This is a genomic window from Cyclobacterium sediminis, from assembly GCF_054781075.1.
The window spans coordinates 95503-119029 of the sequence record NZ_BAAGVC010000007.1 but is presented as its reverse complement, the minus strand read 5'-3'; the positions used below and the strand labels follow the sequence as shown (position 1 = coordinate 119029).

Genomic DNA, 23527 nt, shown 5'->3' with positions numbered 1-23527 from the left:
TATTAAATTTATCCTTTCACTTGTTTGATAAGCATAATACCTTCCATTCCAGTCAATAGTCTGGAATTCACCAATATTGCCCTATGATGATCTATAATAAGCCACAACCTATCAGAAAAAAAGCTTTTAGAATCGCTTTTTATTTATTGTTACTCCTATCCACTAAGCAGGTATTTGCCCAAGAAGCTGCAACACCTGTATTCAAGAATGGTGAGGCTCAGGAGGTGAAGGCATTTAAAGACCCGGGGAAATGGATTCGCCATGACCTATGGGTGGAAACAGATTTTGATAGTGATGCAGATGGTAAGATGGATCGCATGCATGTGGATGTTACTCGACCTTATCAGACAGAATATGAAGGCCTCAAGCTTCCGGTTATCTACATTTCAAGTCCTTATTTTACGGGAGTAGCGCCGAATGTCTCAGGCTTATTTTGGGATGTTAAACATGAATTAGGCAAGCCCCCGAAAGAACGTTCACATCCGGAAGTAAAAACAATCTATAAAAGACCTCACATTTCTGATTCCCATATTCGGGAGTGGGTGCCCAGGGGATATATTGTGGTTCATTCATCATCTCCGGGAACAGGCTTATCCCAAGGAGCACCCACTGTGGGAGGGAAAAATGAGTCTCTTGCTCCAAAGGCAGTTATAGAATGGTTGTGTGGACGCAGGGATGGGTATACCAGCATTGATGGCAATGAGAAAGTAGAAGCTTTTTGGTCTACAGGAAAGGTGGGGATGACAGGAACCTCCTACAATGGAACGATCCCCCTTGCCGCTGCAACCACCGGTGTGAAAGGTTTAGAGGCCATTATTCCTATCGCTCCCAATACTTCTTACTACCATTATTACCGTTCGAATGGTCTGGTTCGTTCTCCCGGTGGTTACCTCGGTGAAGATATAGATGTACTTTATGATTTTATCCATAGTGGAGACACTGCCATGAGGGCGCGCAATAATGCACGGATAAGAGACAAAGAAATGAGAAAGGGCATGGATCGTGAAACTGGGGATTTAAATGATTTCTGGTTTGCCAAAGATTACTTATACCAGATGGAACCTATGAAGGCTGCGCTGTTAATGTCCCATGGTTTTAATGATTGGAATGTGATGCCGGAGCACAGCAATAGAATATATCAAAAGGCAGTAGAAATGGGAATCCCTTCTCAGCTTTACTATCACCAAGATGGGCATGGTGGGCCACCGCCTTTCTCAATGATGAATCGTTGGTTTACTAGATATTTACATGGAATAGAAAATGGAGTAGAAAATGATGCCAAGGTTTGGATTGTTCGTGAAAATGACTCTCATGAAAAGCCTACTCCTTATGAAGCATTTCCAAATCCCGTTGCTTCTGAAGTAAAACTTTACCTAAACGGAAATGCACCGGGTAGGGGTAGTTTGGCTTTCGTGAATAACAATAGCCAGAAAATGGAAACCTTGGAAGATAATTATTCCTTTGATGGTGCAACCCTTGCCCAGGCAGAACTTACCAATCATCGACTAATTTATCTTACCCCCGAGTTAAAGGAGGATATTCACTTATCCGGCACCGCTGAGATTACCATAAAGCTTTCTTCAAGTAAGGCCGCAGCCAATTTATCTGTTTGGCTGGTCTCATTGCCTTGGAATACCGCCAAAAATGCCAAGATTACCGACAATATAATTACAAGAGGCTGGGCAGATCCTCAAAACCATTCCTCTGAGCGAAAAGGAAAACCTTTAAAACCAGGTAAATTCTACACCATAAGCTTTCCTCTTCAACCTGATGACCAAATTATCCCCAAGGGGCAGAAGATAGCTTTGATGATCTTTTCCAGTGACAGAGAATTTACTGTTTGGCCCAAACCAGGAACTGAAATAACCGTAGATTTGGATAATACGGTTTTGAAATTACCGGTAGTGGGTGGATTAAAAGCTTTAGAAAGTAGTTTTTCTCAACCCTAACTCATTTTGTTTCAAAAATTTACTAAACCTTGGTATAATCGTCTGCGTTTGAAAAATTAGTTGTGGGTTCAAATAGGCCTGCAGGCTTTTTTCTAAGTTTGAACCCTAAAATCATAAGAAGCCTATCCTTACCCCTTAGCCTATTTTGTGTCAATCCTTAAGAAACGAATCAATTAAAACCATGAAAATACAAATACTAGCAGTATTCTCCTTAGTCTTTATATCACACAGTTTATTGGCCCAAGAAAAGGTAAAAAACTTTTCTCTTCCGGCGGTAGGAGATGAAAAGCCATTTGTTTTAAGCGAAGCAAAAGGAAAATACGTTGCCTTGCATTTTTTACTCAAAACAGAATGTCCCTACTGTATCAGGCATACCAATGATTATGTTGAGAAAACCGCAGGGTTAGATGATGTAATCCAAGTATTTATTAAACCCGATACTGACGAAGAAATTTTGGCCTGGGCAGAAAACCTGGATGAGGACAGTTTTACCATTTACAGAGATGTAGGTGCCCAACTGGCAGACGAGTTGGACGTTCCCGGAGGGTATTCCTTCCACAATCAATTGGTTCATTACCCGGCTTTAATTTTAATAGGGCCTGATGGGAAAGAGGTGTACAGGTATATAGGAAAGAAAAATTCTGATAGGTTGTCTGTCAAAAAGTTTATGGCAGTGTTGGAAGAATTGCGAAAATAACTTTTATTTTAATTGCATAAGGAGCAATCGCCGGGTAGTGAGTTGTATGGCTATTTCTATAAGCTGTTGCTTACTATTAAGCTTAGCAGTACCAAATTGATAACCAATCGAAATATTCCCAATAAAATGGCTTTTTTTAGGTGATCCACCAAGTGCCTTTTTTCCATGCTTAGGTATACAATCAATGAGATTAGTAGAATGTTATAAACGGTGATGCCAGTTACGAGATAGTCATACCATACCGGAAGCTGTAATCGATAGAATACCCCATAAAGCACATAAATCAACATGGTCAATGTACTGCTACGCGTATTCCATTTGTACAAGCGTTCTCTGTTTATCTCTTTATTAAACATTTGGGTTTTTAAATTTTTTTTAAATTCAATTCTAGCATCCCCAAAAAAGAAACTAGTTTACCTTTTATTGGTTGAGCACAATTTCATCAAGGCAAATTATGAATTTTGAATTTGATATTAATTACTTACTTAGAAAATTGAAAAGCCTTACTTTATGATAAGAAGATCTTGGCTACTTGTTACGTAGGCCTCAATGTGAGCCGGACTAAGGATAATTAAAAAACCAATGAGCTTGGTACAAAAAGTGAAAGGTTTATTATAAGCCTATTCCTTAAAAAACTGACTAAATGCAAAGTTTGCCTTAATAATTCCATTTCAAAAACAAACCCCCTTCCTTACAATAAAGTAGGAAAGGGGGTTTTACTTATTTTTAGGTGTTTGAGTAAGATTTGTCTTTAAGAGCTATAAAGGTTTGCCTAAAGCAGCGTACCAAATTCCTCCATAAAGGTGCTTTAAGAAATCTGCGTCTACAAAAGCTTCTTCCACATGGCCCAATCCGGTATAAAATATTCTGCCACCATCGTATTCATGGTACCAAGAAATGGGATGTACAGCACCCATACCCATTTTTTTACCATTTCTTTGGCCTACATCGTATGAGGTTTCATCTAGTTGTAGGAGAATATTTACTTTGTTGTTGAAGTTTTTATATTCATACCATTCATCGGTCCATAGCCACTTATCATTGAGGTGGTAGGTGGCAGGATGGTCTCCATTCATTACTTTTATTCTTGCGGTTTGTTGGTGAGGATGATGGTTGAACTGACCTCCAATTAGTTTTGTATACCAAGGCCAGTCGTATTCGGTATCAGTGGCACTGTGTACTCCTACTACACCTTTTCCACTTTTAACAAAGCGTTCGAAGGCTGCCTTTTCTTCTGCATTAAAGATGGTTCCTGTGGTGCTCATCATAATGATGACATCGTATTTTTCTAGGTTTTTATCGTTGACCAAACTTGCATCCTCTGTAGCATATACGGCAAAGCGATGCTTTTTTGCCAACTTTTTTATTGCGGCTACTCCTTCGGGGATCGACTGATGTCTAAAACCGGAAGTCTTGCTTATAACTAAAGCTCTGAATTGTTGGGCTTGACTAAGCGAAGATAAAGAGAGGACCAAGATGCTGGTAATCAGTAAAGAATATATTTTGGATTTGCTAATAAGGCTTTTCATAGGTTATTGAATTTAAAATCAGAAACGATAATAGCATTTTTATTTAACAATATCGAATTTCTCTCTGGCAATCTTTCTGCTGAAGGCATTAAAATGCCACCACTCAGAACCAATACCTTTGAAACCTGCTTCAGTCATTATTTTCCTAAGCAATTGTCTGTTTTCAACTTGTTTTTGGTTTATTTTTCCTTCTTTGAGCATTTGTTCCTCTCGGTCAGGATAGGCAGGGTATCCGAAAAAATCAAAGGCTGTGCCCATATCAAGGGCTTCCCCATTGCTGTTTTTGGCTAGGGTAAGATCTACTGCTACGCCAAAGTTGTGCAAACTTCCTTTTTGTGGGTTGGCTACGTACAGTGGCTTGATGCTATCAGGTTTATCCAGTTCATCCCATAGGATTTGTTGAACAGATTGTGGCCTAACCCCATCAAAGAACAGAAATGTAAGGGAAGAACGGGATTTTTTTAAAGCTTTGTGCGCCATTTTCAACATTTCAATCACTTCTGGTTGTAAATAGCAATTTGTTAGCTCTCCATATACATCCTTTCCAAAGAAATTATTTTTAGTAGAATACCTAAGGTCTACCAGTGTCCCGGGGATTTCTTTTTGTACGTTTAAAAGGCCCGCTTTGATAAGGCGTTGTTCTAATTCTCCTACAATCGGAAGGCTGTCTTTTTGAACAGGGTCAGCTTTTAAGCTGTCCAAGGATTCGGTTTTTGGGAGGCTCACTTTTGCGCTTTGTTCACTAATTTCATTTTTGCCTTCTCCACAGGCCATTAGGCTCAATGCTATTATTCCGCATTTGATGGTGGTTTTTATCATTCCTCTTTGTGCAATTGGGTGGTGCTGGCCTGGGCAGTGGGCAATACAATTACGTCTGCCAATACAACATGAGGAGGTCTGGTTACGGCAAACCTCACCACATCTGCTATATCTTCAGCTTTTAGAGGCGTAAAGCCTTTGTACACATTTTCAGCCTTGCTCTTGTCCCCTTTGAACCTGACCATAGAAAACTCAGTGTCCACAAGGCCCGGGTTGATAGCCATTACTTTTATTCCAAAAGGGTTTAGATCTAAGCGCATGCCTTTGGTAATGGCATCTACTGCATGTTTGGAACCACAATAGACATTGCCCTTGGGATATACTTCTTTACCTGCAGTGGAGCCTATATTAATGATCTGCCCTTGTTTTCTTTCCACCATTCCAGGGATGATCTTTTTAGAAACATAGAGCAGGCCTTTTACATTGATGTCCATCATGGCATCCCAGTCATCCTCGCTGCCATCCTGAATAAAGTCTAGTCCGTGGGCATTGCCTGCATTATTGATCAAAACGGCTATATTTTTCCATTTATCAGACAAAGAATCAATGGCCTCATAGACGGCTTTTTTATCCCTCACATCAAAAACCAAATAATGATAGGCAGTATCTTTTGGAAGTAAGTCTTTTAGTTCTACCAATCTTTCTTCCCTACGACCACAAGCGATGATGTCAAAACCTTCAGCAGCCAGGTATTTGACACAAGCTTTTCCTATGCCGGAACTTGCTCCGGTAATGAATGCAATTTTCTTTTCCATTAGGGAAGATAAAATTTTTCCCCTAAGATTAAAAGTGAAATGGCCTGCAATGCAATTGCCTTACTGAAAATTTAAATAGATGGTGATGGATTTCCTTTTGATGGATGAGATGGCTCCAGCCATTCGTTCATCTGAATATCCCTCTTGGTACAGATTCATCAAGCCATGTGAAAAGCGGATTTCCGGAGAAAACTTAAAAAATTTGAAATAAAGGTCAAAGCCCATACCCATTTCCAATGCCACATCGGTTCCTTTTAGTGCCACCGGGTCTTCATTGGCTTCTTCTTGATTTTTAGTTCTAAACTGTCCGTTTAATCCCCCAATAAAAAACATTCGGGTATTATTAAAGCGTTGGGATTTGTATTTGAGCAATAGGGGAACTTCTACAAGCGTTTCTTCTGTAAGTAGTGGAACAGCATTTATTCCCACTCCATTGATAGCATCCGGATCATCCGTAAAAAGCTGTAACTCGGTACGGTACTCATAAAATCCAGCTTTAGGGGTAAACATCAGGTTAAATTGATCATGTAATCTGGCTGTTACCAAAAATCCCAGGGCAAAGCCGGGAGAAAAACTTGGCATTATGGCCCTAACTTTATCAAGATTGGGATAATCGGGGTTGAGAAAATTGTCCGCATACTTAATTCTTAGCGTACTGTTATGTGCCGCAAGGAAAAAGCCATAAGAAAGCGGTTCATTATCGCTTCCTGATGGATTCAAAATAAAACTCTTTTGCTGTGCTTTTACCAAATGGTTTTGGAAAAAGAATATTGCTAAGAAAAGAAGAACTACTTTATACCAACGTATATTGAACTTATGCCAAATGTGAGCGTTTTGCATTGCGTTTTTTTGAAACCTACCCTTTCAAGAATATTAATAAAATTATCGCCATCAGGAAAAGCCTTTACCGATTCGGGCAAATAGGTATAGGCTGAATTGTCTTTTGAGACGATTTTACCAATTTGAGGTAAAATATATTTAAAATAAAAGGAATAAGCTTGTTTCATCGGGAATTTTTTTGGTGTAGAAAATTCCAAAATCACTGTTTTTCCCCCTGGTTTTAATACTCTGTACATATCTGCCAAGCCTTTTTCAAGGTTTTCGAAGTTCCTAACCCCAAATGAAACGATGACAGCGTCAAACTTATTTTCCTCAAACAGTAACTTTTCTGAATCTCCCATTTGTAATTCAATAAGGTGATCCAGTTTTTTTTGCTTCATTTTCTTCCGCCCTTCATTGAGCATACCTTCAGAGATATCAACACCGATAATCTTTTCAGGCTTTAATGCCAAGGCTTCTATGGCGAAGTCACCGGTACCGGTGGCAATATCTAAAATTAACTTTGGCTTATCTTCCTGCAACATTTTTATGGCTTTCTTTCGCCAGATAATGTCTATGCCTAGGCTAAGAACATGGTTTAGCAAATCGTAATTTTTGCTAATGTTATTGAACATGTTGGCAACTTGTTGCTTCTTGCCTTCTTTTTGATTTTTGTATGGAACTACTGACATGGCTTCTTATTTCAATACAATATTACTAAGTAAACTTGAGCAATGGAAAATTGTTAATGAATTAATGGTTTGGAGACCTTTCAGGAATTTACTTACCTTTGCAAGAAAAAAGAGCCATGTTGAAGAATGCACGCTTTTTAATGAGTAATTCAGACCATACAAAGTGCCCGGCACCCACCAAGCCGGAATTTGCTTTTATTGGTAGATCCAATGTTGGAAAAAGCTCGCTTATTAACATGCTTACCAATCACAAGCACCTGGCCAAAACATCAGGAAAACCAGGTAAAACCCAGTTAATCAATCATTTTGAAATTGATTCTCGCTGGTATATGGTCGATCTTCCGGGCTATGGGTTTGCCAAGGCAAATAAAAAATTGAAGGCTGAATGGAACAAGATGATTCGCAATTACCTTACTGAAAGGGAAAACCTGGTATCTGTATTTGTTTTGATCGACAGCCGACTCAACCCGCAACCTATAGACATAGAATTTATTACTTGGTGTGGTCAGTTGGAATTGCCGGTTACATTGATTTTCACCAAAGCGGACAAACAATCCCAATCAAAAACAGCAGACAATGTGCACCGTTTCCTAGATGAAATGGAAAAAATGTTTGTAGAAGCACCGGAATTTTTCGTTACTTCTGCCATGACAAGCGTAGGCAGAGAAGAGTTAACCCAATTTATAGAAGAAAACGTATCTGAATATTATGAGGAGGGGTAAATACCCCGATCTTTCTGGAGATAATCCTATATTTGCAGCCAATAAAAAAATAACTATCATGGAATTTAAAGACATTGCCACTGTTTCTGGAAAACCAGGTTTATATAAAGTATTGAAACCCAGTAGAAGTGGGGTTATCCTTGAATCTTTGGATGAAAAAAAGGGTAAATTAGTAGTAGGCGCCGCACAGCGAGTTTCTTTATTGAGTGAAATATCCATTTATACCCTTACAGAGGAAGGCGCTTCTCCATTACAGGATATAATGGTGAAAATTGAAAAAGAATTTCAAGGTGATACCGGCCTGGAAGGCGCTGACAAAGAAGAATATCAGGCTTTCATGAAACATATTCTTCCGGAGTTTGATGAAGATCGGGTTTATGCTTCTGATGTTAAAAAGTTGATCAACTGGTACCATATTATCCGTGCCCAATGCCCAGAGGTTTTGGAAGAGGAAACAGGGGAGGATGATAACAAGGCTGAGGAAGAAGAAAAATAAAATGCATGAATTCATCCATTGATAATTCAAGTCTTATTAAGACAGTTGCAGTAGATTTAAAAGATTTACTGCAACTGCCTATAATTCCGGATGAAATTGACAGAGAAAGCTTAGCAAAAGTTATTGAGCCGGTGGTGGCTCACCTACTCAATCAAGAATTTGAAAGATTTCTCACACTATGTTACCGTTTTGACCTTGGTGAAGGAAAAGTGCAGGAAATCTTAAATACCTGCCCTCCGGAAGAAATTTCTTTTCAAATGTCACTCGCCATAATTGATCGCCAAATGTTGAAGGTGCACTTTCGCAAAAAATACAGTGAGCAGTAATTCGCTGTTAATACCTTCTGGCTACTCTCTATTAATCAGCTATTCAAAATTTCTTCTAATTTTTTTACCATTTTGGTAGATCCTATGTAAAAAGGGGTCCGTTGGTGTAAACTCTCCGGTTGAATATCTAAAATCCTATTTTTACCATCAGAGGCCATCCCACCTACTTGTTCAGCAATGAATGCCAGCGCATTTGCTTCATAGATCAACCTAATCTTACCATTTTTGGCTTGAGTGGTGGAAGGATAGAGATAAATTCCTCCTTTGAGTAAATTCCTATGAAAATCAGCCACCAAACTTCCAATGTACCTTGCCGAAGCTCCCTGTCGCTTGCAACTTTCTAAATAGGAAAGAATATTTGGGTTAATCATCGGAGTAAGGCCTTCATTCATGGTAAAAATATTACCATCTTCAGGCATTTTCATGTCGGGATGCGAAAGAAAAAACTCACCCAAAGAACGTTCATAAGTAAAACCATTGGCGCCATTTCCTGTAGAATATACCAGCATGGTGGAAGAACCATATAGCACATAGCCTGCAGCCACTTGCTCACGGCCTTTTTGCAGTACATCCACTTCTTGTATAGGTGATCCAGAAGGAGTAACCCGCCTGTAGATGGAAAAAACAGTACCTATTGAAACATTTACATCTATGTTAGAAGAGCCGTCCAAGGGGTCAATGGCGACTACGTATTTGCCTTTGCTATTTTGCAAATCAATTACCAAATCTTCTTCCTCAGAGACTATGGCACAAACTTCACCTCCTTTGGTAAGGGCTCTGGTGAAACGAACATCAGCTATTACATCCAGTTTTTGCTGTTCTTCGCCCTGAACGTTGATCTGTCCGAAAGCACCGGTTACATCTGATAAACCGGCTCTACTTATTTCTCTGGAAACAATTTTTGCCGCCAAGGCAATGTCTCTCAATAGTTGGGATAATTCTCCTGAAGCAAATGGAAAATCTTCTTGTTTGCTTTTGATAAATCTATCCAAAGTAACCCCAACATTATATGCCAGGTTCTGGGTATCTTGTTTGTAAGGCTGTGTCTTCATACCTTTGAAGTTAATAGATTATCGTTAAAATATTACTTTTTCCTTTCTATTTTCATGATACAACCTTTGGTTTATAAATTTGGTGGTGCGTCCATAAAAGACGCCAAAGCAATTCAACGAATTGCACAATTACTCAAAAGTCGATGGGTAAACAATTTGGTTATAGTTGTTTCTGCAGCCGGTAAAACGACTGATCGACTAGAAGAGTTAATAAGCCTATCCTTTGATAATAAGGAATTTAATGGGCCGTTGATGGACTTGATGGAGTACCATTTGGACTTATGCAAGGGTTTATTTGAAGAGGGCCATTCCATCTATTCTAGGGTCGAAAATCATTTTGCTCAACTGCACAGAGCCCTGGAGAATGCTGCCATAAAAGAAAATCAAGCTTTTTTTTATGACCAAATCATTGGCTATGGTGAATTGATTTCCACAAGGATAATTCAAGAATACCTTTGTCTAATTGGCTGTTCATGTCTTTGGCAAGATGCAAGAGAGCTGATTAGCACTGATTCCCATACAAAAATGGCCAAGGTAGATTGGGCGCTAACGATGCAGCACTGTAGAAAAGCCCTTATTCCAAAGCTTGAAAATTTTCCTGTGGTCACCCAAGGTTTTATTGGAAAGGATCTTCAAGGAAACACCACCACCCTTGGCAGAGAAGGTTCAGATTTTACTGCCGCCATTTTAGGGGTTAGCCTTGGAGCTTCTTCAGTTACCATTTGGAAAGATGTAGCGGGTATCTTGAACGGTGACCCGGACCTTTTTCCGGATGCGGTCAAATTTGAATACCTTGATTTTGAAGAAGCGGCCGAGATGACTTACTATGGAGCCAGTGTGATTCATCCAAAAACCATAAAACCCTTAAGTAAGCATGGAATTTCACTTTATGTGCAATCATTTTTAGACCCTGACAAGCCGGGTACAGTTATAGGTCCATATGGGCAAGCCCCAAGAATTCCAATTACCATTATAAAAAATAACCTGTGCCTTATTGAACTTAGGATAAGGGATCTCTCCATGTTGGGTGGTTTTCATTTTGACTATATTTATGATGTAGCAGATGATATCAACGCAGAAATTCAATTGATCCAAAGTGCTGCTGCCCATATTAATATTGTAATCAACACAATCTCACTTACTGATGATCAAATTACCAAAGCTTTCAGGGATATTTTTCATGTAAGGATAAATAGAGGTCTTAAACTGATTACTGTTAAGAACCCTACAGGGGTAACCTTGGAGCATTACCGAAGGATGGAGGCCGATTTAATTCTCGAACAAAGGAGTCCAGACTTGGTGCAGTGGCTGTTTCAAAGTTAATATTCTATAAAGCGATTTGGCATAGGGATAGAAAGAAATGCCGGATTAGTTACTTTTTAGTTAATTCGGGGTGATTTTTTTCAAGGGTTTCTATGAAGCCGTCCAAAGAGCTGTCTAGGATTTCATAAACCTTCTGAAACCCATCTACACCTCCGTAATATGGATCCGGAACCTCACTAAAGGCTGCATTTTTTTGGAATGACCGCATCAGAAAAAGGTTTTTAGCAGATGTTTTGTGCTGGTTTGCTGCTTTTTTTATATTCGAAAGGTTGGAGTCATCCATCGCAATGAGATAATCAAAGTCCCTGAAATCTGTTCGGTTAAGCTGTCTTCCACGATGGCATATTTTGATGCCGTTTTTTGAAGCAGAGGCCATGGTCCTTTCATCAGGCAATTCTCCTATGTGATAATCTGAGGTCCCACAGCTATCACAATTAAGAAAATTTTCATAACCTTTTTCTTTGATTTTATGATTGAAAAGCGCTTCGGCCAATGGTGAGCGGCAAATGTTACCTAAGCATATAAACAATACTTTTATCATAAAACGATCAGTTTCTGTAATTTGTCTGCGTTCAGCAGGGTTTAATAGGATATGGTTATATTATTAAAAGGTTAAATTACGGAAATCAATGCACTATACATATGAATTTCCTAAAATATTACCTACCTTTGCACAATGAATCCTAAACAGGAATTATTCCTATCTAGAAATGAATGTTGATAGTCTAAAAGAGAAAATTACTTCAAAGGGCATGAAATTTACCCATCAGCGATTGGTGATTTATCGTTCTTTGTGTAATTCTCAAGATCATCCTACTGCTGAAATGGTTTACAATCAGATTACTGAAGAGAATCCGAGTATTTCAATGGGTACTGTTTACAAAACTTTAGAAAGCTTTGTAAATGCAGGCATTTTGCAAAAATTCAGAGATGATCAGGGTTTGATGCGTTTTGATCCTGTGATGGAGACGCACAGCCATCTGTATTGTAATGAAAGCAGTGACATTCGAGATTATAAAAATCCTGATTTGGAGGAATTGCTACATACTTTTTTTAAAGAGAACCAAATTGATGGTTTTGAGGTTGAAGAAGTATCGTTGGTAATTAAGGGAAAAACAAAATAAATTTCTTTTAATATCATTAAATTATCTATAAACAATTAAATTTTATTTTATGTCATTAGTTGGAAAAAAAGCACCTTTATTTAGCGTACCTGCTGTAATTGATGGAGAAGAAATAGTGGAAGATTTCTCTTTAGAGCAATTCATCGGTAAAAAAGATGTTATTTTCTTTTTCTATCCAAAAGATTTCACATTTGTATGTCCTACTGAAATTCTTGCATTCCAAGAGAAATTGGAAGAATTTGAGAAAAGAGGCGTTGCGGTAATTGGCGCTTCTTGTGATACAGAAGAATCTCATCTTGCATGGTTAAACACACCAAAAGCAGAAGGTGGAATCCAAGGAGTAACTTATCCGATCATTGCAGATCCGGTAAAAACTGTAGCCCATAACTTTGGTGTCCTTGCAGGTGACTGGAACTACAATGAAGAAGGAGAACTTACTTATCAAGGTTTACCAGTGGCCTACAGAGCTACTTTCCTTATAGATAAAGAAGGAACAGTTAGACATGAAACGGTAAACGACCTTCCTTTGGGAAGAAATATCGACGAAATGTTGCGTCTAATTGATGCTTTAAGACATGTTGAAAAATATGGTGAAGTTTGTCCTGCAAACTGGGAAGAAGGTAAAGAGGCAATGAGCGCAACCAGAGAAGGTGTGGCTTCTTATTTGTCAAAAAACTAAACAAGACCCCTCATTAATTAATGGAAACCCTGCCAATTGGCAGGGTTTTTTTATTTCTTCAGCGTGTTGAATTTTTTTCTTTTTTCGTTGTAAATGGTGTACAACTCGCGTGTAAAACTGTCCAGTTCCAAAGATACTGATTTTATTTGCTCCACATATTCACGTAACTCTGCCTTTTTAATTACCTTTTCGGTATGAATCAATTCCGTCAACCCTAAAAGACTGGTAACCGGTTTCCTCAATACATGAGAAATATCAAAGGATATTTGTTCCATTGCTTTTTCCAGTTCCACACGGTTGTTTATGTCTTGAAAACATCCGTACAATAATACGCTTCCATCCTTTGTTTTCTTTGCCTGGGCAGTCACAAAATGCCATCTATATTCTTCTTTTGATTTGAAGCGGTATTCTGTATACAGCGGTTTCAAGGTATTGAAAGAATTCGATAAATTTTTTCTAAGGTTTTCCTTGTCTTCAGGGTGTACCAAAGCAAAACCTAATTCAGGAGAGCTTTGTAATTTATCATAGCTTATGCCTAATTGTAAATGTTTAAAGCCTTTGTTTAAAAACTCAAAGCTTAACTTACCTTGAGCATCTTTTTTTAATAAAAAGATTCCGATTGGTACATTGTCTGTAAGCCTTTTTAACTCTTCCGCATTGGATTCAATCTTATTCCGTTGTTCCAGAATTAGTTTTCTATGGTTGAGGTGGTCCATGGCTTTTTTTGCCAAGGCCAATAATGCTTTCCTATGATTGGTTGAAATTTCCCGGGGTTTTTGGTCCAAAACACACAATGTACCCAATACATTTCCACTTGGTGTTGCCAGGGGTGCACCGGCATAAAAACGGATTTTTGGATTTCCTTGAAGAAATGAATTGTCTTTAAACCGCGTGTCTTTGGTTAGATCATTGACAATCATTACCTCATTAGGATTATTGAGGGCGTATTGACAGAAAGAATCTTTTCTACTGGTTTTGTTGAAGTTTAGCCCGGAATTTACTTTTAACCATTGCGCACCCTTGTCTATAATTGTTATAAAGGAAAATGGAACATCACAGATTAATTTTGCAATATTAGCCAACTCATCCAGTTCTTTTATCGGAGTTGTATCTACCACTTGATATGAATCAAGTTCTTTTAATCTGTCTTCTTCATTTACCATTAGGGTAAAATATTTTTAGGTTAATAGGGGAATATTGGGCAATTAAATTATAAACGATGCTATATTGTCAAACTATAATCTTTTTTCATATTAATTATTTTAAGTTAAAATTATATATTTTAATGAAAATTTTTACACCCAATTTTTTGCATGGTAATATTATTTTTAACTATGTGAATATGGTGTGTAGTGCTACTTGAGATATTGAAAATAAGCAAGTTATCGTTAATAAACTAATGTATTAAAACAATTTGTAGTTTACAATTATTTATAATATAAATATTGGTGTTAAATTCTATTAATTTCAATATCCTTATCAGGATAGGTGTTTCTTATGATAAATTAATTCCTGCATTAAAGCGCCTACTTCACTGCCGAATAGAATCATTCAACTCGGACTTAATGTAGAAAAAATGAACTATTTTATTTGAATATTTTTAATTTTCTTATTCTATAATTAGTCTATAAATTTTTTATTGAGGTATTTTATAGATTGTCTTTATTTAAATTTTTTAAAACAACTATCTTAATTTAATCGGTTTTAGTGACAATTCAGTAATGATTAGCACAAACACTACCAGTCTTTCATGCAAAATTAACTTTGCAAATAAAATGCATCTTGATTTAATGTACCTTTGAAAAAACTGAATCATGAATCAATGGCACCTAAATCAGTAGATCATTCTTGTTGCGAAAGTGAAAGTGGTTGTGGGGTAAAAACCAACCCAAAAAATTCAAAACGAAGCTTTTGGCAATCCACATGGATTCCCAGTGTTCTTTGTTTTGTAATATTATTCACGGCCATTTTGGCCGAAGAGCAGATTCCTTTTAATGTGTTAGGTGTCAATGGTTGGTTGTTTATTTACCTTTTAGCCTATTCATTTGTAGGGTTTCCGGTATTGAAAACCGCATGGAAACTTATACGCAAAGGAGAGGTTTTCACTGAATTCTTTTTGATGGGAATAGCAACCATTGGCGCTTTTGCCATAGGAGAATATCCGGAAGGAGTGGCTGTGATGCTTTTTTATACCATTGGTGAGTTACTTCAACACCGTGCAGTAATCAAAGCAAAGGGCAATATTCAGGCACTTTTGGACATCAGGCCTGAGCGTGCTCGGGTAATTAAAGCCGGAAATTCTAGCTTGGTTAAACCTGAAGATGTAGCGTCCGGGGAAATAATAGAAGTCAGGGCCGGGGAAAAGGTTCCTTTGGATGCCCAATTGTTAAGTAATGGGGGAACTTTCAATACTGCAGCACTTACAGGTGAAAGTTTGCCTTCAGAAATCAAGAAAGGGGAGGAGGTTTTGGCTGGTATGGTTAACCTTCAGGATTTAATAAGTTTGCGTGTATTGAGGCCTTTTAAAGATAGTTCTTTACAAAGGATTATTTCTACCGTACAAGAAGCCACATCAAAGAAAGCAAAAACGGAACAATTTATTCGCAAATTTGCTAAAGTCTATACACCTATTGTCACTTATATGGCCCTTGCTTTGGTCATTGTTCCGTATTTTATATTAGAAGATTATTCATTCAAAGATTGGCTCTATCGGGCATTGGTATTCCTGGTAATTTCCTGTCCTTGTGCTTTGGTAATTTCTATTCCTTTAGGTTATTTTGGAGGGATAGGTGCGGCTTCCAGAAAAGGGATTTTATTCAAAGGATCCAATTTTTTGGATAGCATTACTAGTATCAATACCGTTTTGTTTGACAAAACAGGTACTTTGACAAGTGGAATTTTCTCCGTTGAAAAAGTGGAAAGTCTTCCCAATGCTTCTGCCGATTGGACAGAGTTGGCAGCTTCTGTGGAAGCCAATACCAACCATCCAATTGGGCAAGCCATTATCCGGCATATTAATTCAAACCGAAGCCCTTTGGATTCACTAAAAGAATTCCCGGGTAAAGGATTGGAAGGGCAAGTAAATAGTAGGAGGGTGCTTGTTGGCAACAGCTTGCTTATGGAAGATCATGGAATATTGCTGCCATCGCTTGTTACTGATCCCAATAAAACGGTAATTTACTGTGCAATTGAGGATATCCTTTGTGGGTATTTTGTATTAGCTGATCAAATAAAACCGGATGCCAAAGAAGCCATTACTTCACTTAGAAGGCTTGGTATTCAACAAATAATGATATTATCCGGAGATAAAAAGGAGGTAGTAAAAGCATTAGGAAAAGAACTAAAGGCTGATGAAGCCCTTGGAGGAATGCTTCCTGAAGAAAAATATGCTAAAATTGAAGCCCTAAAAAAAGACCCGGAAAATGTGGTCGCATTTATTGGAGACGGTATCAACGATGCCCCTTCCATTGCTGCTGCGGATGTAGGCATAGGCATGGGAGGTGTGGGTAGTGATTTGGCCATTGAGTCTGCGGATATTGTGATTCAGACAGACCATCCCTCCAAGGTAGCCCTGGCTTTTAAAATTGGGAAAGCAACCAAAAGCATCGTATGGCAAAACATTGCTCTTGCCTTTATGGTAAAGTTTTTGGTATTGAGCCTGGGAGCTGCAGGGTTGGCAGGTATGTGGGAGGCTGTTTTTGCCGATGTGGGCGTAGCCCTCTTGGCCATTTTAAATGCCATAAGAATAAATTATTTATTCAAATAAATTCGAACATGCTATTTACCGCTATTACAAGTCAGGAAGAAATATGGGCAATTGTAAACAAGGAGCTTCAATTGGCCTCAAAGGAGGTGCATCACCCTTTCCGCTTCGTAAATTTTTGTACATCAGCTGGAAATCAGCCTGATAGCAGGTATGTAGTACTTCGAGAGGTAACCGAAGAATTGCAATTGTTATTTTACACAGATAGCAGAAGTAAAAAAATAGCTCAAATACGGGAAAACCCCAATGTTTCATTGTTGTTTTACCATCCCTCTGCACGCTGCCAGGTCAAAATTAAGGGGATTACTACCATTTTAGCTCAAAAGGAAGCCAATAAAGGTTACTGGGAAAACATTCCTCCTGAAGCGCAAAAAGCCTATCAGTCCAAATGGCCACCAAAAACTGAGGTAGAGACTTCAGAAAAAGGAATGATGCTGGATGTCAAGTACAATAATGACTACTTTTCGGTAATTAAAGTTGTTACATATGAATTAGAATGCCTTCAATTAGATAGCAAGGGTCATCTAAGGATTGCTTTTAAGAAGGAAAATGAAAAATGGCAATCAAGCTGGCTGGTACCTTAGGCTTAATTTCTATTCAATTGTCCGTTGGGCAAAAGGAATAAAAGTGCTATCTTCAATGGTTTAAAGCCAGCAATAACATTTTAAAAAACAATTTTCCATGCATAACAATAACAGAAGAGACTTCATCAAAAAGACCGGATTGGCAACAGCCATTTTGGGTTTAGGCCTTGGAGGGCAGGCCATTTCCATGGCTCCCCGTAAGGAATTATTTAAAATTTCATTGGCCCAATGGTCTGTCAACAGATTGCTATTCAATCAAAAGATGGACAACTTAGACTTTGCTGTACTTGCCAAAAAACACGGGATTTCAGCTGTAGAATATGTGAACCAGTTTTTTATGGACAAAGCCAAGGATACGGCTTACTTGAAAGAAATGAAAACCAGGGCAGAAGGAGAGGGGGTTACTTCAGTTTTGATCATGTGCGACAATGAAGGAAAATTAGGTGCCAGAGATCAGGCAGAGCGTATGCAGACGGTGGAGAACCACAAAAAATGGGTAGAAGCTGCTAAGTTTCTTGGTTGTCACTCCATCCGAGTAAATGGATATTCTTTTACTAGATACAGTGCAGATAAAAAGGACTTTGCAGAATCACAGAAACTTGTAGCTGATGGCTTGCAAAGCCTTTGTGAGTTTGCAGATACCATGGATATTAATGTAATGATTGAAAATCATGGAGGGTTTTCCAGCGATGCCAAGTGGCTTTCAGGTGTAATGAAAGCAGCCGATCACCCAAGGGCCGGCACACTTCCGGATTTCGGCAATTTCTTGATGTATAGAAATGAAGGAGAAAAAACCCTTAGCTACGATTCTTATAAAGGAGTGAAACAATTGATGCCCTATGCCAAAGGAGTAAGTGTAAAACCTACGGTATGGGATGGCAAAGGCAATCAGTCTCAGCTGGATTATGAAAAAATGCTTTCAATTGTTCTCAAGGCAGGTTACCATGGGTATTGTGGGATTGAACATGGAGAGCAAGGCCGTATATGGGAAAGCATTGTAGAAGTTCGTGAAGAGCTGGAGGCTGCTGAGAAAGCACTTAGAGGTTCTTTTTCTGTTTAATTTGCAATACTATAGGTTTTCTATTTCAAGATAAGCCCACCTTAAAAACCAGTCACTTTGTGGTAATTTCATTAAGGAAATTTTATACCAACAGATTTTCCAGATATGAAAAGTGAACAATATTAAAAATTCCCCTGATTCCATAAACCAGGGGAATTTTTTTTGCCTTATCTTTTTAACCCCAATCTGTATGGATTTTTTGGCAGATAAAATTTTGATGTTGTGCTATACTTATGAATTAAAATATTTCTTTAAGAAGTAAAACAGAATAAATATTTTGGTATTTTACTATATTAGCCTATTCAGTATTGGGTGTTTTTTTGATTTAACCATAACCCTTGTTTAGTATTAAGACAGATAAATTTTACATCATGATTTATAGGATATTGCCATATTTTCTGTTCACAGTAATTATTTTTTCTTGTGCTGAAAAAGAAGACCCATTGCCAAACATTGTCTTGATAATGGGTGATGACATAGGGTATTCAGATATAGGGGCCTATGGGGGAGAAATACAAACCCCAAATCTTGATCGACTAGCAAAGGGAGGCTTAAGGTTTACCACTTTCTATAATATGGCCAAGTGCAATCCCACCCGATCAACCTTGCTTACTGGTTTGTATACAGGTGGAGAGGGAGCAGTTCATATTGCCAACCTGACCAAAACAGCAGGCTATCACAATATAATGAGTGGAAAAGAGCATTTTGACGCTTGGGTGCCGGAGTATTGTAAAGCTGAAAATGTGTTTGATCATTCTTTTTATTTTTGGGCTACCACAGAGTACTTTCTACCCCCTTCGGGGGAGTTTGAAAGGCCATTTTATCTAGAAGGAAATGAAATAAAAGCGGAGGAAATAGAACATGACCAAAGCCCAATGTACAAGACGGACTTTATTACCGATTATGCTTTGAATTGGTTGGAGGAAGCCTTTGAAAAAGAGGATCCTTTCTTTCTTTATCTTCCTTATCATGCGGCTCACTACCCCCTTCAGGCCCGACCTGAAGATATTGAGAAATACCGCGGTAAATACCTCAAGGGATGGGATGTACTGAGAAAAGAGCGCTTTGAAAATATGCAAAATATGGGAGTGCTCCCCAATGGTGCTAAACTCAGTCCTCCTGAAAACAACTTGAACAAGTCTCGGGGACCCTTGTTACCGGATTATACCGATTATTATGCCTGGGACAGTTTGTCTGCTGAAAAAAAAGATTCCCTTGACCTAGAAATGTCTGTTTTTGCTGCAATAATTGATAGGATGGATCAGAACATAGGAAGGATACTGAAGAAACTGGAGGACAATGGTAAATTGGAAAATACCATTATCATGTACTTAAATGATAATGGATCTTGCCCCTTTTATACCAATAAGGTAAAAGATGTAGCGCCGGGTCCTTCAGATTCTTATTGGAGTTTGCGCACCAATTGGGCAATGTTGGGCAATACACCTTTTAGGCAACACAAGCAATCAGGCCTTGAGGGTGGAAGCCATACTCCTTTTATCGTCCATTGGCCAAGAAAAATAGCTCCCAATACCATTACAGATCAAGTAGGGCATGTGGTTGACATTGCCCCTACCTTTTTGGACTTGTTAAAAATCCAATACCCGGACTCAATTCAAGGTCGTCAAACCCTTCCTTTGCATGGTAGCTCCTTGTTGCCGGTATTTTTGGGTGAGCAGCGGAAGGAACCTGAATACTTTATTTCCGGAATGAATAAATTCAGAATGTTTAGAAGTGGAGACTATAAAATTGTTCGGATGAATGGGGGACCATGGGAATTGTATAACATGACCAAAGATCCATCTGAGCTTGTGAATTTAGCGGATACCATGCCTCAAAAAGTCAAAGAATTGGCCATGCATTATGAATCCACCCCTTCCGGAACCTCAAATAAGCTTCCTTGATCTATTCAAAACATAAAACAAAATCAGGCGGATTGCCTTTTATCGCAATCCACCTGATTATTTCACATTAATAAATATCAATAGGGTTAATTCCTGGAATTTAATAATCACTCCATCAAATATACCACCATGCTCCTAGGTCCATGCGCACCTATGATAAGAGATTGTTCAATATCTGCCGTCTTGGACGGGCCGGCTACAAATACACCGTATCCGGGATCAGCAACATTGATCTTTTGGTAGACCTCATGCATATTTCCCAAGAGGTTTTCTACTTTAAGCAAAACGATGAGATGTTGGGCTATAAATGGCAATGCCCTATGGATGATCTTTTTTTCAGGAAGCCATATGGCAGCATTTTCTACCACGCCCCAATCTCCTTCCAATACGGCCACTTCAATGTGCTCCAATTCATGGGGGTCTTTAACTTTTTCAATTTCAAAATTTCCTGAAATTCCATCTACCAATGACAAAACCTGTTGGTCGGCAGTAAACTTTTCTTTCAGGTACTGCTGTATTTGTTCCTTTCCTTCACCTGATTTGGCCAAACCACCATTCAATTTTATACTGGCCTGAAATTGTTCGATAAGGTTGCTCTCATAGGGAAACTCAGGGTGCTCCGGTAATGGAAGCACATCAGGTTTGTTCTTTTTTATAGCCGCTATTATGGCTTCTTTGCTACTGTTCATTGCTTCCTGTTTTTTCGGTACCAGTCCTTGAAACTCTCTTTGGGCACTTCCGGTAATTCTCGGTGTTTGCCCCATGCATTGAAGCTATTGTAAATAAATCCTCTAGGACTTATGGTCAGGGATTTTCTGGCCATTTTACCCATCATGTCAAATAATTTTGGCTTCGACATTACATTTCCCCCAAAGCGCATGGCCCATTTTTTGGATGGCTGGGATGGTCCTTCTTTGGTGATCACTTGTCGCCATTTGTAAAGTTGCTCGTGAATATTAATTTTTACCGGACAAACATTTGTGCAAGAGCCACAAAGGGTGGAGGCAAAAGGCAAAGTGCTGTGTTTTTTCAAGTCCATACCCGGAGAGAGAATGGATCCAATAGGCCCGGGAACCGTAGAGCCATAACTAAAACCACTACTTCTACGATAAATAGGGCAGGTATTCATACAGGCCCCACAACGAATACATTTGAGGGAGTTTCTGAAATCCTCTCTACCCAATTGGTCGGTTCTACCGTTGTCCACCAAGATTAGGTACATTTTTTTACCTTCCCTTGGGCGGTGAAAGTGGGAAGTATAATTTGTGATGCTTTGTCCGGTGGCACTTCTTGCCAGAAGTCGAAGAAATACACCGAGGTCTGCTGCTCTTGGGATGAGTTTTTCTATACCCATGCAAGCGATGTGCAAATCTGCCAGATGTGTTCCCATATCCGCATTGCCTTCATTGGTACAAACCACAAAACCGCCGGTTTCAGCAATTCCAAAGTTTACCCCTGTGATGGCTGCCTTGGCCTGAATAAATTTTTGCCTTAAGTGTTGTCTAGCAGCTTCTGTGAGGTAAGCCGGATCATCTGCACCGGCCTCTGTTCCCAAGTGTTCGTGAAAAATGTCGCCAATCTCTTTTTTCTTAAGGTGTATGGCGGGCATCACAATGTGACTTGGAACCTGCTTATTAAACTGTATGATTCTTTCTCCAAGATCCGTATCCACTACATCATATCCTTTGTCTTCTAGGAAATGATTGAGTCCACATTCTTCTGTAAGTATGGATTTACTTTTTACTAAGTTTTTGACCTGATTTTCCTCCAGGATACGCAATACATGCTGATTGTGTTCATCAGCGTCTTTAGCCCATAGCACTTCTATGCCGTTTTCAGAAGCATTTTTTTCAAACTGTAACAATAAATTGTCTAAGTTTGAAAGCACGTGATCCTTAATTTGAGAAGCATTATTTCTTAGATGCTCCCATTCCGGAATTTTTTGTGTAGAAATGTCTCTTTTGCTACGGACATGCCAAAGTGTATCATCGTGCCAATGACTGCGTTCCTCGTCCTTTAGAAACTCTTCTGCTGCAGCGGCATGGGTTGGTGTCGTCTTCATTTTACTTCTGGTTTGGGGTTTTTGGTACTTGGCCATTGAGGATTTCGGCAATGTGCATGACCTTTACAGGGCTGTTTTCCCGCCGAAGGATTCCCTCCAAGTGCATCAAGCAGGACATATCCGCCCCTGTAATAACCTGAACGCCCTGTTCCTCATGGTCTTTGATTCGGTCTTTTCCCATACTTACTGAGACAGCCTCTTCAAAAACAGCAAATGTTCCTCCAAAACCGCAGCATTCATCTTTCCTGGTAAGGTTTACCAGTTCAATGCCATTTACCATTTCTAGCAATTGTTTGGGTTTATTAAATTCAACCCCCATAATTTCTGAAGGCTTGGCAAGATTTAGGCCTCTAAGCCCATGACAACTTGCATGAATGCCTACCTTATATGGGAAAGTTGCTTCGAGGTTTTTTATTTTTAATACATCGGTAAGAAACTCACAAAGTTCATAGATTTTTGGCTCATTGTCTTTTCCCGAATAAATATGGTCTTTGGTATGTAGGGTACAACTGCCGGATGGGCAGACCACATAATCAAATCCACTAAAGTTCTTTCGAAATAAATCAGCAGCACCCTCTCCATATTCCTGATAGCCTGAATTGGCCATAGGCTGCCCACAACAAGTTTGTTTTAGGGGATAGTCCACATCCACTCCTGCGCTTTCTAAGAGCTCAAGACTGGCAATGGCTACCTGAGGGTAAAATTGATCTACATAACATGGTATAAATAATCCAACTTTCATCAGTGCGGTTATTCTTGGATAATTAACAAAATACATGAGGCCTTTGTTGGCTCCATTTTATAAATATAAGCATCAAAAGTTTTAGTCCCATTCCTAAAACTTAAAATATGGTAAGGGCCCATAATAATTAAATCATGCCATTGCTAAATTTTGTCCAACAAAGGCAAGTCATTGGTGATCCGAAACCCCACCCAAACTTACATCAAACAATAAACTTAGCAAGGATTTTCCCCACCTCCATCCTGCACTGTGCTGATAAGGATTAATTGATTCAGAAGACAATTTATTCTCAGAAAAAATAATCTTAATTTGATTATAAACTAATAATTTCGAAGATACTTGTAACTACTAAATTAATTATATAAATTGAATCCCGACTTTCTCATTACCAGTGAGTTTTGAGCATTCTATTTCAAAGATTTATCCAAAC

Annotated in this window: 24 protein-coding genes; 12 read left to right on the top strand and 12 right to left on the bottom strand. The window is 38.8% G+C overall.

The genetic code is table 11. The features are described from left to right. Nucleotides 1-83 precede the first annotated feature (83 nt). Complete coding sequence (locus ACYVHJ_RS09115; protein ID WP_460514219.1) at nt 84-1949, top strand: Xaa-Pro dipeptidyl-peptidase; 1866 nt, start codon at nt 84-86, stop codon at nt 1947-1949. Between the two features lie 181 nt (nt 1950-2130). Then, nucleotides 2131-2646, top strand: a complete 516-nt coding sequence (locus ACYVHJ_RS09110) for a peroxiredoxin family protein (protein ID WP_460514218.1) — start codon at nt 2131-2133, stop codon at nt 2644-2646. Between the two features lie 56 nt (nt 2647-2702). Here ACYVHJ_RS09110 and ACYVHJ_RS09105 read toward each other — a convergent pair whose 3' ends face one another. The 6 genes from ACYVHJ_RS09105 to ubiE all read right to left on the bottom strand — a co-directional run bounded on the left by ACYVHJ_RS09105 (nt 2703) and on the right by ubiE (nt 7260). Next, nucleotides 2703-3002, bottom strand: coding sequence for a hypothetical protein (locus ACYVHJ_RS09105; protein ID WP_460514217.1), 300 nt, complete (start codon nt 3000-3002; stop codon nt 2703-2705). A 402-nt stretch (nt 3003-3404) separates the two neighbouring features. After that, nucleotides 3405-4175, bottom strand: a complete 771-nt coding sequence (locus ACYVHJ_RS09100) for a ThuA domain-containing protein (protein ID WP_460514216.1) — start codon at nt 4173-4175, stop codon at nt 3405-3407. Nucleotides 4176-4214: 39 nt separating this feature from the next. After that, nucleotides 4215-4994 carry a M15 family metallopeptidase gene (locus ACYVHJ_RS09095; protein WP_460514215.1) on the bottom strand — a complete coding sequence of 260 codons (780 nt, stop codon included), beginning with the start codon at nt 4992-4994 and terminating at the stop codon, nt 4215-4217. Next, nucleotides 4991-5749, bottom strand: a complete 759-nt coding sequence (locus tag ACYVHJ_RS09090) for a Rossmann-fold NAD(P)-binding domain-containing protein (protein WP_460514214.1) — start codon at nt 5747-5749, stop codon at nt 4991-4993. The genes ACYVHJ_RS09095 and ACYVHJ_RS09090 overlap by 4 nt, the downstream gene beginning before the upstream one ends. A gap of 60 nt (nt 5750-5809) precedes the next feature. Next, complete coding sequence (porT, locus tag ACYVHJ_RS09085; protein WP_460514213.1) at nt 5810-6589, bottom strand: type IX secretion/gliding motility protein PorT/SprT; 780 nt, start codon at nt 6587-6589, stop codon at nt 5810-5812. After that, entirely contained in the window at nt 6538-7260 is a 723-nt protein-coding gene (gene ubiE, locus ACYVHJ_RS09080; protein ID WP_460514212.1) for a class I SAM-dependent methyltransferase, read from the bottom strand. Before ubiE ends, porT begins: the two co-directional genes overlap by 52 nt. A 116-nt stretch (nt 7261-7376) precedes the next feature. On the opposite strand from ubiE, the gene yihA reads away from it, so the two are divergent. Genes yihA through ACYVHJ_RS09065 form a run of 3 tightly spaced genes read left to right on the top strand, consistent with a single transcriptional unit; the run spans nt 7377 to nt 8804 of the window. Further along, nucleotides 7377-7982, top strand: a complete 606-nt coding sequence (gene yihA / locus ACYVHJ_RS09075; protein ID WP_460514211.1) for a ribosome biogenesis GTP-binding protein YihA/YsxC — start codon at nt 7377-7379, stop codon at nt 7980-7982. Between the two features lie 58 nt (nt 7983-8040). Continuing rightward, nucleotides 8041-8478, top strand: coding sequence for a DUF5606 family protein (locus ACYVHJ_RS09070; protein WP_460514210.1), 438 nt, complete (start codon nt 8041-8043; stop codon nt 8476-8478). Between the two features lie 5 nt (nt 8479-8483). Beyond that, nucleotides 8484-8804, top strand: a complete 321-nt coding sequence (locus tag ACYVHJ_RS09065; protein WP_460514209.1) for a hypothetical protein — start codon at nt 8484-8486, stop codon at nt 8802-8804. Between the two features lie 35 nt (nt 8805-8839). Here ACYVHJ_RS09065 and fbp read toward each other — a convergent pair whose 3' ends face one another. Further along, on the bottom strand, nt 8840-9856 hold the full coding sequence (fbp, locus tag ACYVHJ_RS09060) for a class 1 fructose-bisphosphatase (protein ID WP_460514208.1): 1017 nt from the start codon (nt 9854-9856) through the stop codon (nt 8840-8842). Nucleotides 9857-9910: 54 nt separating this feature from the next. Between fbp and ACYVHJ_RS09055 the strand changes: the two genes are divergently transcribed. Continuing rightward, nucleotides 9911-11179 (top strand): amino acid kinase family protein, encoded by a 1269-nt coding sequence (locus ACYVHJ_RS09055; protein WP_460514207.1) that lies wholly within the window; start codon nt 9911-9913, stop codon nt 11177-11179. 49 nt (nt 11180-11228) lie between these two features. On the opposite strand, the gene ACYVHJ_RS09050 is transcribed toward ACYVHJ_RS09055, so the two are convergent. Beyond that, nucleotides 11229-11720 carry a low molecular weight protein-tyrosine-phosphatase gene (locus tag ACYVHJ_RS09050; RefSeq protein ID WP_460514206.1) on the bottom strand — a complete coding sequence of 164 codons (492 nt, stop codon included), beginning with the start codon at nt 11718-11720 and terminating at the stop codon, nt 11229-11231. Between the two features lie 169 nt (nt 11721-11889). On the opposite strand from ACYVHJ_RS09050, the gene ACYVHJ_RS09045 reads away from it, so the two are divergent. Together ACYVHJ_RS09045 and ACYVHJ_RS09040 are read left to right on the top strand one after the other, a co-directional pair. Further along, nucleotides 11890-12303, top strand: a complete 414-nt coding sequence (locus tag ACYVHJ_RS09045) for a Fur family transcriptional regulator (protein ID WP_460514205.1) — start codon at nt 11890-11892, stop codon at nt 12301-12303. A gap of 49 nt (nt 12304-12352) precedes the next feature. Continuing rightward, a complete protein-coding gene (locus tag ACYVHJ_RS09040) occupies nt 12353-12982 on the top strand; it encodes a peroxiredoxin (protein WP_014019877.1) in 630 nt (209 codons plus the stop codon). Nucleotides 12983-13032: 50 nt separating this feature from the next. Here the strand turns inward: ACYVHJ_RS09040 and ACYVHJ_RS09035 are convergent, their stop codons facing one another. Next, on the bottom strand, nt 13033-14145 hold the full coding sequence (locus ACYVHJ_RS09035; protein ID WP_460514204.1) for a GAF domain-containing protein: 1113 nt from the start codon (nt 14143-14145) through the stop codon (nt 13033-13035). 659 nt (nt 14146-14804) lie between these two features. Here ACYVHJ_RS09035 and ACYVHJ_RS09030 point away from each other — a divergent pair. The 4 genes from ACYVHJ_RS09030 to ACYVHJ_RS09015 all read left to right on the top strand — a co-directional run bounded on the left by ACYVHJ_RS09030 (nt 14805) and on the right by ACYVHJ_RS09015 (nt 20293). Next, nucleotides 14805-16748, top strand: a complete 1944-nt coding sequence (locus ACYVHJ_RS09030) for an HAD family hydrolase (protein WP_460514203.1) — start codon at nt 14805-14807, stop codon at nt 16746-16748. An 8-nt stretch (nt 16749-16756) separates the two neighbouring features. Beyond that, nucleotides 16757-17329, top strand: a complete 573-nt coding sequence (locus ACYVHJ_RS09025; protein ID WP_460514202.1) for a pyridoxamine 5'-phosphate oxidase family protein — start codon at nt 16757-16759, stop codon at nt 17327-17329. Between the two features lie 97 nt (nt 17330-17426). Then, nucleotides 17427-18389 carry a TIM barrel protein gene (locus tag ACYVHJ_RS09020; RefSeq protein ID WP_460514201.1) on the top strand — a complete coding sequence of 321 codons (963 nt, stop codon included), beginning with the start codon at nt 17427-17429 and terminating at the stop codon, nt 18387-18389. Nucleotides 18390-18760: 371 nt separating this feature from the next. Beyond that, the gene (locus ACYVHJ_RS09015; protein WP_460514200.1) at nt 18761-20293 is read left to right on the top strand and encodes an arylsulfatase; all 1533 of its coding nucleotides are present in this window, start codon (nt 18761-18763) and stop codon (nt 20291-20293) included. Nucleotides 20294-20400: 107 nt separating this feature from the next. Here the strand turns inward: ACYVHJ_RS09015 and ACYVHJ_RS09010 are convergent, their stop codons facing one another. The 3 genes from ACYVHJ_RS09010 to ACYVHJ_RS09000 are packed head-to-tail and all read right to left on the bottom strand — an operon-like array spanning nt 20401 to nt 23097. Then, on the bottom strand, nt 20401-20982 hold the full coding sequence (locus ACYVHJ_RS09010) for a LutC/YkgG family protein (RefSeq protein WP_339906058.1): 582 nt from the start codon (nt 20980-20982) through the stop codon (nt 20401-20403). Further along, nucleotides 20979-22355 carry a lactate utilization protein B gene (locus ACYVHJ_RS09005; protein ID WP_460514199.1) on the bottom strand — a complete coding sequence of 459 codons (1377 nt, stop codon included), beginning with the start codon at nt 22353-22355 and terminating at the stop codon, nt 20979-20981. Before ACYVHJ_RS09005 ends, ACYVHJ_RS09010 begins: the two co-directional genes overlap by 4 nt. 1 nt (nt 22356) lies before the next feature. Then, nucleotides 22357-23097: a (Fe-S)-binding protein gene (locus tag ACYVHJ_RS09000; protein WP_460514198.1), complete on the bottom strand. Its 741-nt coding sequence runs from the start codon at nt 23095-23097 to the stop codon at nt 22357-22359. Nucleotides 23098-23527 lie beyond the last annotated feature (430 nt).